Origin of the sequence: Actinoplanes sp. CA-131856 (genome assembly GCF_050956135.1) — a bacterium.
Classification (GTDB): domain Bacteria; phylum Actinomycetota; class Actinomycetes; order Mycobacteriales; family Micromonosporaceae; genus Actinoplanes.
This window is the reverse complement of record NZ_CP191849.1, coordinates 9,375,806-9,387,589: the sequence shown is the minus strand read 5'-3', so window position 1 is coordinate 9,387,589 and position 11,784 is coordinate 9,375,806. Positions and strand designations below refer to the sequence as shown.

The following is an 11,784-nucleotide window of genomic DNA, read 5'->3' as shown; positions in this document are numbered from 1 at the left end:
GCAACCCCACGTGGGTGGCCGTCGGCTCAAAAACTCACGCATTCAGGAGCGAAGACAACCGTGGCCGTAAAGATCCGGCTTCTGCGGATGGGCAAGATCCGCAACCCGCAGTACCGCATCGTCGTCGCCGACTCGCGCACCAAGCGCGACGGCCGTGCCATCGAGTACGTGGGCATCTACCAGCCGAAGGAACACCCCTCGGTGATCCAGGTCAAGTCCGAGCGGGTGCAGTACTGGCTCTCGGTCGGCGCGCAGCCGAGCGAGGCCGTGCAGCGCATCCTGGAGAAGACCGGCGACTGGCAGCAGTTCAAGGGTCTGCCGGCCCCGCCGCCGCTGCTGGTGGCTGAGGCGAAGCAGAGCCGCGCCGAGGCGTACGAGGCCGAGGCCAAGGCCGCCGCCGGCGTTGCCGACGCGCCCGCCAAGACCCCCAAGAAGGCCGACAAGGTCGCCGCCGCTCCGGAGGCCGCCGAGGCCAAGCCGGCGCAGACCAAGGCCGCCAAGCCCGACGAGCCCAACCGTGAGGCCGTCGCCGAGACCGCAGAGGACCCGGCCGGTGCCGGCGCCGACGCGAGCTGACGGGGCGCTCCGGCCGGCGCTGGAGCACCTCGTCAAGGGCATCGTCGACAACCCGGACGACGTCCGGGTCCGACTGGTCGACTCGCGCCGCGGCAAGCGGCTCGAGGTCCGCGTGCACCCGGAAGACCTGGGAACGGTCATCGGGCGCGGCGGGCGTACGGCCAAGGCCCTGCGGCAGGTCATCGGGTCGATCGGTGGGCGCGGCATCCGCGTCGACATCGTCGACGCGTACTGACCGATGCTTCTAGTAGTCGGCCAAATCGGTAAGCCGCACGGCATCCGGGGCGAGGTCTCGGTCGTCGTGCGGACCGATGAACCGGAAGAACGTTTCGTCCCCGGGTCGGTGTTCGTCACGGAGGTCCCCAAGGACCGTCGTGTCAGCACCGGCCCGGTGGCCGTTCCCGCCGGTGTTCCCTATCGGGTGCCCGAGCAGCTCGTGCTGGAGCAGATCCGCTGGCATCAGGGCCGCGGCATCGCCCTGTTCGAGAACGTCTACGACCGCAACATCGCCGAGGCGCTGCGCGGGGTGTGGCTCCAGGTCGACAGCGACTCCCTGGCGCCGCCGGACGATCCGGACGAGTTCCACGACCACCAGCTGGTCGGGCTGCGGGTCGAGTCGCTCTCCGGCGAGCTTCACGGCACGGTCGGGCGCATCGAGCACGCACCCTCGTCCGACCTCATCGTGCTGAAGAAGGCCGGCGGCGGTACGGCGCTGATCCCGTTCGTGAGCGCGATCGTGCCCACGGTCGATCTCGCCGGCGGTCGCGTCGTCGTCGACCTGCCCGAAGGTCTGCTCGATCTCTGATGCGCGTCGACATCATCTCGATCTTCCCGGAGTACTTCGCCCCGCTCGACCTGTCGCTGATCGGCAAGGCGCGGTCGACCGGGCTGCTGTCCGTGGACGTGCACGATCTGCGTAAATGGACCAGCGACGTGCACCGGACGGTGGACGACACCCCGTACGGCGGCGGGCCCGGCATGGTCATGCGGCCCGAGCCGTGGGGGCAGGCCCTGGACGCGGTCGGGCCGGGCACGCTCGTGGTGCCGTCGCCGGTCGGAAAGCCGTTCACCCAGGCGGATGCGTACGAGCTGGCCTCTCTTGATCATTTGATCTTCGCCTGTGGGCGTTATGAGGGCATCGATCAACGCGTGATCGACGACGCCGCTTCGCGCATGCCGGTGCGGGAGGTCTCGCTCGGCGATTACGTGCTCTTCGGAGGCGAGGTCGCGGTGATCGTGATCATGGAGGCCATCACCAGGCTGTTGCCGGGTGTGCTGGGTAACGCCTCTTCGCTGGACGAGGAATCGCATTCGGCCGGGCTGCTCGAGGCGCCCGTGTACACAAAACCGGCCTCGTGGCGCGAGCGGGAAGTTCCGGAAATTTTACGATCTGGGGACCATGGGCGAATTGCCCGATGGCGTCGTGACCAGAGCCTGTTGCGCACGGCTGCGCGCCGGCCCGGCATGCTGGAGGCGTACCCCCGGGATCTTTTGGACAAAAAAGACAGGGCGGCCCTGGACGAGGGCGGATTTCAGATCACGCCTCCCTCTGTGGCAAAGTAGTGAGGTTGCCGATTTCACTCCGCGCCGTGGGGTGGGATCGAGGGCCCTCTGGAGTGGTGGAGGGTCAGGATCACCCGCCGCGCACCGAACTCCCGGTGCGCCTTTGAGTACGAGGATGCAGCGATGAACACGCTGGACGCTCTCGACGCCCAGTCGCAGCGCACCGACATTCCGAACTTCCGCGCCGGCGACACCCTCAAGGTGTACGCGCGAGTCGTCGAAGGTAACCGTTCCCGCGTCCAGATCTTCCAGGGCGTCGTGATCGCCCGGCAGGGCGCCGGCCTCCGGGAGACCTTCAAGGTCCGGAAGATCAGCTTCGGCGTCGGTGTCGAGCGGAGCTACCCGATCAACAGCCCGGCGATCGACAAGATCGAGGTCGTGAGCCGCGGTGACGTCCGCCGCGCCAAGCTCTACTACCTGCGTGAGCTCCGTGGCAAGAAGGCCAAGATCAAGGAGCTTCGGGAGAAGCAGACCGTCTGATCTTGATCGATCCTGTGCTACCGCCCGTAAGTTTCCCTAGGGAGATACTCGGGCGGTAGTGCTGTATCCGGGGCGTTTTCGGTCGGCGGCGGGAGATGCGAAGCGTGGAACCGATGGAGGGCTACCGGCCGTCCGAGCGACGGCGGCGGTCCATGATCCGGCGCAAGGAGATGCCGCTCTGGCAGGAGCTGCCACTCCTGCTGGTCGTGGCCTTCTGTCTCGCCGTCCTGATCCGCACCTTCCTGGTGCAGGCGTTCTACATCCCCAGCGGGTCGATGCAGAGCACCCTGGAGATCAAGGACAGGGTCCTGGTCAACAAGGTCGTCTACGACATGCGCGACCCGGTCCGCGGCGAGATCGTGGTCTTCCGCGGCACCGACAACTGGGCGCCCGAGGTGACCGAAGAGGTCAGCAACTCGTTCGTGGCCAAGCTGGGCCGCACGGTCGGCGACCTCGTCGGGGTGAGCCGCCCGGGGGAGCGCGACTTCATCAAGCGGGTCATCGGGCTGCCCGGCGACAAGGTGGCGTGCTGCGACGCCAAGGGCCGGATCACCGTGAACGGCGTCGGGATCGACGAGTCGTACATCGCCGACGGCTTCAACTCCGACATCAACCAGCCACCCAACCCGAACCAGTGCACCAGCCGGCGCTTCACCGAGGTCACCGTCCCGGCGGGTGAGATGTTCGTCATGGGCGACCACCGCGAGGTGTCGCAGGACGCTCGATGTCAGGGGCCCGTCCCGATCGACAACGTGATCGGCCGGGCATTCGTCATCGTCTGGCCGAGCAGCCGGTTCACCAGCCTCTCGGTGCCCGACGTGTGGAAGACGTACGCCGAGAACCACCCCACCGCGGCCGGCCTTCCGGAGCGGGAGCACAGCCCTTCGACGGAACTTTTCGCACTTCCTTTTCTCTTAAGTGGGGCGTTATCCGCGCGTTCCGGACTGCCGTTCTCGATTCGGCGTCGTAGGCTCCCATCGTGATTGACGAGCAGACGGAGCCGAAGCGCAAAAGTTCCTTTTGGCGCGAACTTCCGATCCTCCTGGGTGTGGCGATCCTGGTCGCCGTGCTGGTCCGCGCCTTCGTGCTGCAGACGTTCTACATTCCGTCGCCCTCGATGGAGCACACGCTCAACGTGCTCGACCGGGTGCTCGTCAACAAGCTCGTCTACGACTTCCGTGATCCGAAGCGTGGCGAGATCATCGTCTTCGAGGCGCCCAAGGAGTGGCAGTCGGGCGCCGAGGGCGAGGACTTCATCAAGCGCATCATCGGCACCCCCGGCGACCACGTGCAGTACACGGGCACCGGCAAGCTGATCGTGAACGGCGTGCCGCTCGACGAGCCGTACATCTACAAGGACTCCGACGGCACCCCGGACCCGCCGGCGAGTACGAACTTCGACATCGTCGTGCCCGAGGGGCGGCTGTGGGTGATGGGCGACCACCGGGCCGCCTCGGGCGATTCCCTGGAGCACTACCAGGACAGCGACCACAACATCACCGAGGCCACGATCACCGAGGACTCGGTGGTCGGCCGCGCCTTCACGGTCTTCTGGCCGGTCGGCCGGGCGACCTGGCTCTCGGTGCCGGACGGCTTCGACGCCATCCCCGATGCGAAGTAACACCCGGTCGGAAGATCCACGCCGGGCGCAATAGGCTTGTTCGCGTGACCGTCATCAACCGACGCGCCGGTCGGGTGCTCCTCGTCGATCAGGCCGGGCGCACCCTGCTGCTGCACGGTGGCGACCCGGCCCGTCCCGGCCATCGCTGGTGGTTCACCCCCGGCGGCGGCCTTCTTGACGGCGAATCGCCGGCCGAGGGTGCTGCGCGCGAGTTGTTCGAGGAGACCGGTCTCCGCGTTTCGCCAAACGATCTTGGTTCTTCGTACTGGCGCCAGGTCGCCGAGTTCAGTTACAGCGGTCGCGACTATCAGCAAGATCAAGAGTTCTTCCTGCTGCGGGTCACCGAGATCCAGATCGACATGGCCGGCATGGACGCCGACGAGCAGGAGACCATCACCGAGCACCGCTGGTGGTCGGCCGAGGAGATCGAGGCCAGCTCCGAGCAGATCTTCCCGGTCGAGCTGCCCGAGTTGCTGCGGGGCCTGTGATGCTGTCTCCTCCCCGCACGGTGGTGCGCCGCGAGGGCGGTCTGTACGCCCTGGAGCGCGCCCTCCAGCGCCGCGGCTTCAGCAACGTGGCCGGGGCCGACGAGGCCGGCCGGGGCGCCTGCGCGGGCCCGCTGGTGGCCGCGGCCGCGATCCTGCCCGAGGGCAAGCGCGGCGAGATCGACGAGCTGGCCGACTCCAAGCTGCTGACGCCGGCCGCCCGCGAGCGCGTCTACGACGAGGTCGTGGCCCGGGCCCTGGCCTGGTCGGTGGTGATCATCCCGCCCACCGAGGTCGACGCCCGCGGTCTGCACGTCTGCAACCTGGCGGCGATGCGCCGCGCGCTGGCGTCGCTGGCCACCCCGCCGGAATATGTGCTGACCGACGGCTTCCCGGTCGACGGCCTGGGCGTGCCCGGCCTGGCCGTGTGGAAAGGCGACCGGGTGGCGGCGTGCGTGGCCGCGGCCAGCGTGCTGGCCAAGGTCACCCGGGACAGGCTGATGGTCGAACTGCACGACCAGTTCCCGGCGTACGGGTTCGCCGTGCACAAGGGCTACATCACCGACGAGCACACGGCCGCGCTGCGCGAGCACGGGCCCTGCGCCGAGCACCGTTTTTCTTACGTGAACGTGGCCGCGGCCTCCGGGCGCGGCAACCGGCCGCCGCGGGCCCGTCGCCCCAGCCCGGCCGAGGCCCCGCCGGTACTGTTTGACGCATCCGGCGTCGTTGGGGGTACCGTCGGCGTGGCGTCGGGCGACCAGCCTCAGCCGTCGCTGTGTGTGGGGGAAGATGAGGCCATGGAGGGCGAAAAGCGATGAGCGCAGAGGATCTCGAGAAGTACGAGACCGAGATGGAGCTGCAGCTCTACCGGGAGTACCGCGATATCGTCCGCCAGTTCTCCTACGTGGTGGAGACCGAGCGCCGTTTCTACCTGGCCAACCAGGTCGATCTGCACGTGCGTAACTCGGACGGCGAGGTCTATTTCGAGGTCGAGATGCACGACGCCTGGGTGTGGGACATGTACAGGCCCGCCCGGTTCGTGAAAAACGTCCGCGTGATGACCTTCAAGGACGTCAACGTCGAGGAGCTGGAGAAGCCGGACATCTCGCTGCCGGACGACGCGGGCTTCGGCAACTAGGGGTTATCCACAGCCCTTTTCTGGACCTTGGGAAAGCGGCAGGGTTTCGGCCATGCCTTTCCTCGGTGTTCTGCTCGCTGTCCTGTCCTTCGGCTGGCCTTTGTCGCCGGCGACGGTGGTGCGCCGGTTCGATCCGCCCGCCCAGCCGTGGCTGGCCGGGCACCGCGGTGTCGACCTGTCGGGCTCGCCCGGCACACCCGTCTCGTCGGCCGGGCCGGGCACCGTGGTCTTCGCCGGTGAGCTGGCCGGCCGCGGTGTCGTCAGCATCGCGCACGCCGGCGGTCTGCGGACCACCTACGAGCCGGTGAGCGCCTCGGTGGCGCGGGGTGACGTGGTGGCCGGCGGGGCCGTGATCGGCCTCCTCGAGGCCGGCCACGCGGGCCTGCACTGGGGCCTGAGGCGCGGCGAGCTCTACCTCGATCCGCTGGCGCTGCTCGGCCTTGGCCGGGTGCGGCTACTGCCGCTTGAGCCCGTGTAACAGCTGCGGCAGCCGCTCGGCCAGCCGGTCGTACTCCTCGGCCCGGTTGTAGACCTGCGCGCTCAGCCGGAGCAGCCCGCGACCACCCCAGGCGTTCACCTGGGTCTCGGTGGCCAGCTTCTCGGCGATCAGCGTGCGCAGCGCCAGCGCCTCGGGCGTCGTCGTGGCCAGCCCCGAGGGCAGCGGCACGATGCGCATGGCGACCTCCGGATGGCCCGGGTGGGGGAGATCGGTCACGCCCAGAGCCTCACCCAAGACCTTTTGGCCGTACGCCGCCAGGGCCGCATTGTGGCGTCGAACAGCCTCCCAGCCGAGCGTGCGGAGCGTGAACAGGCCGGCCGGCGCGGCCAGCCAGGGTGTGTAGTCGATGGTGCCCTGATATTCGACGGCCAGGGGATATCCCTGATCCTGCTCCCACGAGACGACCAACGGCTCCATCCGCCGCCGCCACTGCGGGGCGACGGAGAGCAGGGCCGTGCCGCGCGGGGCGTAGGCCCACTTGTGCAGGTTGCCGACCCAGAAGTCGGCGCCGATCGAGGCCACCTCGACCGGCAGATGCCCGGGCACGTGGGCGGCGTCGACCAGCACCGGGATGTCGTGCTCGTGGGCGGCGGCGACGATCTCCCGCACCGGAAGGCAGGCGGCGGTGGCCGACGCGATCTGGTCGACGACGAGCAGCTTGGTCTTGCCCGGCCGCAGCGCGGCCCGGACACGCGAGACGACCTCGGCGCTGCTCGCCCCCAGCGGCAGGGCGACGGTCCGGGCCGTCGCGCCGGCCCGGCGGCACTGCCGGCGGGCGGCGAACGCGACGGAGCCGTAGCCGTGGTCGGTGAGCAGCACCTCGTCGGCCGACTCGAGCCGCACGGAGTTGAGGACCAGGGAGACGCCGGTGGTGGTGTTGGCGACCAGGGCGCTGCCGTCGGGATCGGCGCCGAGGAAGGACGCGAGATGCCGTCGGGTATGGACGACCCGGTCCATCAGCCCCTCGCCGGCGTAGAAGGCCATCGGGTTGGCGTCGACCTCGTCGCGCAGCCGCTGCTGGGCGCGCTGGACCCCGATGGGGACGGCGCCGAAGGAGCCGTGGTTGAGATAGGACACGCCCGGATCGAGCGAGAAGAGAAGACGGGCGCCGGGGAGGGCTGCGGGCGGTTCTCCGGCGCTCACCCTCTGATCGTACGGGGTCACGCCCGGGGGTGCGCCTGTTTGAAGGCGGCCCGGAGCCGTTCGGTCGACACGTGCGTGTAGATCTGGGTGCTGGACAGCGAGGAGTGCCCGAGCAGTTCCTGCACGGCGCGCAGGTCGGCCCCACCGTCGAGCAGGTGGGTGGCCGTCGAGTGCCGAAGATCGTGCGGGCTGGTGTGCGGCAGCCCGGCCTCCCGGGCCGCGGCGTCGACGATCCGCCGGACGACGGTCGGCTGAAGTCGCCCGCCCTTGACCCCGAGGAAGAGAGCGTCGCTCGAGGCCGGGGCGGTCAGGTGGGGGCGGCCGTGCCGCAGGTAGTCGTCCAGGGCGCGCTGGGCCGGCTGGCCATAAGGGACGGCGCGTTCCTTGGCGCCCTTGCCGAAGACCCGCACGAGGCGGCGGGTCTCGTCGAGGTCGGCGCGGTCGAGGCCGCAGAGCTCGCTGACCCGTACGCCGGTCGCGTAGAGCAGTTCCAGCACAGCCCGGTCCCGCAGGGCGACGGCGTCTCCGTTTCCGGCCCGGCTCACCGTTCCTTCGGCCGTTCCTACGTCTGTTTCGGCCGGGCTGAGTTCTCCCTCGGGCGGGCTGAGCTTTCCCTCGGGCGGGCTGAGCTTTCCCTCGGGCGGGCTGGGCTTTTCCTCGGGCGGGCTCGCCTCTCCTTCGGCCCGGCTCATCTCCACCAGGGCGGCGGCCTGTTCGGCGCGCAGCACGGTCGGCAGGGAGCGGTGGGCTCGCGGGCTGGTGAGGTGGGCGCCCGGGTCGGACTCGATCCGCCCGGTGCGCGTGGCCCACGCGGTGAAGACCCGGGCCGCGGTCGCCCGCCGGGCCTGGGAGGACCGGGCGGCGCCGTCCCGCATCCGGGCCGCGAGCCACGACCGCAGCATGCCGAGGTCGAGATCGCCGAGCGAGGTCACGTCGTCGTGGCGTACCGCGTGGTCGAGCAGCGAGACCACGTCACCCAGATAGGCCCGCACGGTGTGGGCCGACCGGTTGTCGACCCGTGCCAGATGATGCCCGAAGTCGTCGACGGCCTGCCGCATCGCTTCCGGCAGCCGCTCGTGCATGTCCCGCGTATCCATCGTGTCGACCGTCATCGCTCGACCCGGCCCCCGTCAAGCGGCCACGCTGACTACACTGCCGATCACCATGGCACGCTTCCGCCGCATTCCGGCCCTGGCCCTGCTGGCCGCCGTCTCGGGTTGCTCACTTCTCGGCGGCACACCCGTGACCACAAGTTCGTCACCGTCGTCGCTCCCGCCGGCGGTGGTGGGTCTGGGCAACCCCGTGAAGGAGGTGGCCGAGGCGACGTTCCAGTCCCCGTCGAAGAACATCGTGTGCGCGCTGACGACAGACTCGGTCCGCTGCGACATCCTCGACAAGAACTGGTCCCCGCCGCCGCAGCCCGAGGATTGCCGCCAGGCGTGGGGCAACGGCATGTACCTGGAGTCCGGAAAGGCCGGCTTCACCTGCGCCGGCGACACTCTGGCCGGCGCGGCCACCCAGACGCTGGAGTACGGCGAGGCCCTGCGCGCCGGCTCGATCCGGTGCGACAGCACGGCCCAGGCATTGACCTGCGAGGACACGAAGTCGAACCACGGTTTCGGCCTGGCCCGGGCGGATTACAGCCTCTTCTGACGCGTTTCTGTCGTACCCCCGGCCTAGGGTCCGTCCATGGCCACCTGGGCAGAAATCGAAAAGGACGCACCCGTCTTCGCGCGGCGCGTGAGGGCTCTGTTCGACGCCGGCACCAACAAGACCATGGCAACGTTGCGCCGCGACGGTTCACCGCGCATCAGCGCCACCGAGGCCGTGTTCCAGTCGGGCGAGCTGACATTCGGCTCCATGCCCGGCGCGGTGAAGTTGATGGACCTGCGCCGAGACCCGCGCATAGCCATGCACGCACCCACGTTGGAGCCACCACCGGGCGCTCCCGAGACAGCCCCCGGCGACGCCAAGCTGGCCGGCACAGCCGTGGAGACGACACCGGCCGACGCTCCCGCCACCGGGGGCGCTTCGTTCCGATTGGACATCCACGAGGTGGTCCTGACATACGTAGGCACCCCCGCCGACCACTTGGTCATCGAGACATGGCACACCGGCCGAGGCCACCAGCGCCGAACGCGCCGCTGAGCGTTCCTGGCGGTGGGCCGAGGTGCAACGCCACGGCACGACCGCCGGTCGGCTGGGTGGACGCGGTCCCGGTCAGGGGCGGGTGAGCTGGACTCGGTCGGCTGGGTGGACCGTCTCGGTGCCGTCGGCGGCGGTGACCACCAGGACCGGGACGCCCTCGCCCAGCCGGTACTTGCGCCGCTCGGCGTCGGTGGGCATCCGGGCGCCGGCCCGGTCGCCGCGGGCCAGGGTGATCAGCTCGGTCGGCTCCGGTACACGCACGAAGGTGCCGCGCGGCCGATCGACGGTGACGAGCCCTTCCGTCCGCAGCTGGCCGATCGCCTGGCGGACCGTGGTGCGACTGATCCCGTACTCCTGCGCCAGCCGCAATTCGCTGGGCAGCGGCTCACCGGGCCCCAGCGCCCCGGACTCGATCTGATCGCGGAGCAGGTCAGCCAACTGGCGAAACACCGCGCGGTCCGCTGAAGGATCGATCATGTTCACAGTTTACGTGATCACATCGCTCCGTCGTATTGTACGTACGACTAGGCGTTAGTACGATGAACGTGCCGCGCTTGAGAAGGCCGAGCTTGATCGCGCGGCAGGGCGGGCGACAGTCCACCGAGCGCACAAGCGCCGTCGGCCCCGGCCGTCGCCCGTTCAATCACAGCCCATCAACACGGTCGGCAAAGGCTCGAACTCCGCGAGCAGATCGGCCCGAGCTCGGTGACAGGGCCACGTTTGCGGCAGGCCCGGCAGTTCCATCAAGGCTGTTCGCCCAGCTCCGTAATCCTTGGCGTCGCCGCACCCCTACTTCGCCTGTCGGCCTTTTCGCCGGCGTTCTTGGCTCGCGCTGCGCCGTCTCCGCCCGACGGTGCGGGGTTGGGCTTGGGTAAGCGGCTGACGGTGTCGCCCTGGGCGCGGACCGGCGGCTTGCGGTGCCGTCTGGGCGCGGGCCGCCGGCTCGCGGTGCCGTCTGGGCGCGAACCGGCGGCTTGCGGTGCCGTCTGGGCGCGAACCGGCGGCTTGCGGTGCCGTCTGGGCGCGGGCCGTCGGCTCGCGGTGCCGACTGGGCGCGGACTGCCGGCTTGCGGTGCCGTCTTGGGCGCGGACCGCCGGCCCACGGTGTCGCCCTGGGCGCGGACCGTCGGCGGAGGGGCGGTCGGCTTGGGTCGTCTGGGGCGGTGGTGCTGGGCCTGGCTCGGACCACCGGCCGCGAGTGCTGAGGGTCGCGGGCGGTGGTCCGAGCTTTGTGGCGGTGGGCGGGTCGCCTGCCGCCCACCGCTGTTTCCTCTGGTGGGTGCCGGTCGGGGATCAGCGGCCGGCGCCCGCCTTTGGGAGGCGGGTGATCTTGTTAGGCACTGTGGTCATTTATCTGGCGCCGGGTCGGGCGCTCGGTGGTGGGTCGAGGGGGATCGGCCGCCGCCAAGCCGGCTGGAGTGGCGGCGGCCGCCCCCGTTCGGTGTGGTTCAGGGAGGGAATCGAGTGGGGGTGCCGCCCGGCGGGTAGGGGGCCTCCGAGATGGAGGGCTGTGCCCGCCGGGCGGCAGATGTGGCAGGGATACCGGGGATCGGCCTGATGACCTCCTCTGCTGTGTCGGGTCAGGGTTGGGTGGGGACGGGGAAAGCTGAGGGTGGGCCGAGCTCGCGGGTGAAGCGGGTCGCGGGCAGGGAACGGCAACGGTGGGGCGGGGACCAGGCTGTCGACGCAAGGAGCGGGTAAACCGCAGGTGCATCGGCGCCAGAGGGTGCGCCACGCACGTCGATGTGTGGGTGACACCGGCACCGGTGGGTGGCTCTGACGTCGCCTAGTCATGATGACAGCTTAGATGACCCATGACTAGATGTCTCCTATCAACTTTATGACTGACTAATAGTCTCGCGCCTACGGTCGATCATGTGGCAGCGAAACCGATCCGGCTCATGGGGGCGCACGAGATCCGCATCCGTCTGGGTGGGGTCAGCCGGCAGCGTGCGTACCAGATCACCAGCCGCGCCGACTTCCCCAAGCCGGTCGCCGATCTTGCTCAGGGCAAGGTGTGGATGACCGACGACGTCGAGGCGTGGATGAAGGTGCATCGCCGGGACCTGGACGACTCCGAAGACTGACCGGCCGGCGCGGACCCCGGTCCGCGCCGCACGTAGTTCCGGGC

General features: G+C 69.6%; 17 protein-coding genes. 14 read left to right on the top strand and 3 right to left on the bottom strand.

Annotation, left to right across the window (positions count from 1 at the left end):
* Positions 1-60: 60 nt before the first annotated feature.
* The 11 genes from rpsP to ACQP2X_RS42980 all read left to right on the top strand — a co-directional run bounded on the left by rpsP (position 61) and on the right by ACQP2X_RS42980 (position 6,341).
* On the top strand, positions 61-576 hold the full coding sequence (rpsP, locus tag ACQP2X_RS43030) for a 30S ribosomal protein S16 (protein ID WP_498691799.1): 516 nt from the start codon (positions 61-63) through the stop codon (positions 574-576).
* The gene (locus tag ACQP2X_RS43025) at positions 554-811 is read left to right on the top strand and encodes an RNA-binding protein (protein WP_014447131.1); all 258 of its coding nucleotides are present in this window, start codon (positions 554-556) and stop codon (positions 809-811) included. Before rpsP ends, ACQP2X_RS43025 begins: the two co-directional genes overlap by 23 nt.
* A 3-nt stretch (positions 812-814) precedes the next feature.
* Entirely contained in the window at positions 815-1,381 is a 567-nt protein-coding gene (rimM, locus tag ACQP2X_RS43020) for a ribosome maturation factor RimM (RefSeq protein ID WP_498691797.1), read from the top strand.
* Positions 1,381-2,139 (top strand): tRNA (guanosine(37)-N1)-methyltransferase TrmD, encoded by a 759-nt coding sequence (gene trmD / locus ACQP2X_RS43015; RefSeq protein WP_498691796.1) that lies wholly within the window; start codon positions 1,381-1,383, stop codon positions 2,137-2,139. The genes rimM and trmD overlap by 1 nt, the downstream gene beginning before the upstream one ends.
* Positions 2,140-2,262: 123 nt before the next feature.
* Positions 2,263-2,619 carry a 50S ribosomal protein L19 gene (gene rplS, locus ACQP2X_RS43010; RefSeq protein WP_097318456.1) on the top strand — a complete coding sequence of 119 codons (357 nt, stop codon included), beginning with the start codon at positions 2,263-2,265 and terminating at the stop codon, positions 2,617-2,619.
* Positions 2,620-2,714: 95 nt separating this feature from the next.
* Positions 2,715-3,602: a signal peptidase I gene (gene lepB / locus ACQP2X_RS43005; protein ID WP_498691795.1), complete on the top strand. Its 888-nt coding sequence runs from the start codon at positions 2,715-2,717 to the stop codon at positions 3,600-3,602.
* Positions 3,599-4,240 carry a signal peptidase I gene (gene lepB / locus ACQP2X_RS43000; RefSeq protein ID WP_498691794.1) on the top strand — a complete coding sequence of 214 codons (642 nt, stop codon included), beginning with the start codon at positions 3,599-3,601 and terminating at the stop codon, positions 4,238-4,240. Before lepB (ACQP2X_RS43005) ends, lepB (ACQP2X_RS43000) begins: the two co-directional genes overlap by 4 nt.
* A 44-nt stretch (positions 4,241-4,284) precedes the next feature.
* On the top strand, positions 4,285-4,728 hold the full coding sequence (locus ACQP2X_RS42995; RefSeq protein WP_498691792.1) for an NUDIX hydrolase: 444 nt from the start codon (positions 4,285-4,287) through the stop codon (positions 4,726-4,728).
* Complete coding sequence (locus tag ACQP2X_RS42990) at positions 4,728-5,543, top strand: ribonuclease HII (RefSeq protein ID WP_498691791.1); 816 nt, start codon at positions 4,728-4,730, stop codon at positions 5,541-5,543. Before ACQP2X_RS42995 ends, ACQP2X_RS42990 begins: the two co-directional genes overlap by 1 nt.
* Positions 5,540-5,863, top strand: a complete 324-nt coding sequence (locus ACQP2X_RS42985) for a DUF2469 domain-containing protein (RefSeq protein WP_097318465.1) — start codon at positions 5,540-5,542, stop codon at positions 5,861-5,863. The genes ACQP2X_RS42990 and ACQP2X_RS42985 overlap by 4 nt, the downstream gene beginning before the upstream one ends.
* 52 nt (positions 5,864-5,915) lie before the next feature.
* Complete coding sequence (locus ACQP2X_RS42980) at positions 5,916-6,341, top strand: murein hydrolase activator EnvC family protein (RefSeq protein WP_498691789.1); 426 nt, start codon at positions 5,916-5,918, stop codon at positions 6,339-6,341.
* On the opposite strand, the gene ACQP2X_RS42975 is transcribed toward ACQP2X_RS42980, so the two are convergent.
* Positions 6,318-7,505, bottom strand: coding sequence for an aminotransferase class V-fold PLP-dependent enzyme (locus ACQP2X_RS42975; RefSeq protein ID WP_498691787.1), 1,188 nt, complete (start codon positions 7,503-7,505; stop codon positions 6,318-6,320). The two genes, ACQP2X_RS42980 and ACQP2X_RS42975, sit on opposite strands and share 24 nt — an antisense overlap.
* Before the next feature lie 17 nt (positions 7,506-7,522).
* Positions 7,523-8,602, bottom strand: coding sequence for a tyrosine recombinase XerC (locus tag ACQP2X_RS42970; RefSeq protein WP_498691785.1), 1,080 nt, complete (start codon positions 8,600-8,602; stop codon positions 7,523-7,525).
* A gap of 67 nt (positions 8,603-8,669) precedes the next feature.
* Here ACQP2X_RS42970 and ACQP2X_RS42965 point away from each other — a divergent pair, with 67 nt between their 5' ends.
* Positions 8,670-9,158, top strand: a complete 489-nt coding sequence (locus ACQP2X_RS42965) for a DUF6636 domain-containing protein (protein WP_498691784.1) — start codon at positions 8,670-8,672, stop codon at positions 9,156-9,158.
* Positions 9,159-9,194: 36 nt separating this feature from the next.
* Positions 9,195-9,653, top strand: a complete 459-nt coding sequence (locus ACQP2X_RS42960) for a pyridoxamine 5'-phosphate oxidase family protein (protein WP_498691783.1) — start codon at positions 9,195-9,197, stop codon at positions 9,651-9,653.
* A gap of 72 nt (positions 9,654-9,725) precedes the next feature.
* Here the strand turns inward: ACQP2X_RS42960 and ACQP2X_RS42955 are convergent, their stop codons facing one another.
* Positions 9,726-10,130 carry a winged helix-turn-helix domain-containing protein gene (locus ACQP2X_RS42955; protein WP_498691782.1) on the bottom strand — a complete coding sequence of 135 codons (405 nt, stop codon included), beginning with the start codon at positions 10,128-10,130 and terminating at the stop codon, positions 9,726-9,728.
* 1,424 nt (positions 10,131-11,554) lie between these two features.
* Between ACQP2X_RS42955 and ACQP2X_RS42950 the strand changes: the two genes are divergently transcribed.
* Entirely contained in the window at positions 11,555-11,740 is a 186-nt protein-coding gene (locus ACQP2X_RS42950; RefSeq protein ID WP_097318473.1) for a DNA-binding protein, read from the top strand.
* Positions 11,741-11,784: the final 44 nt, after the last annotated feature.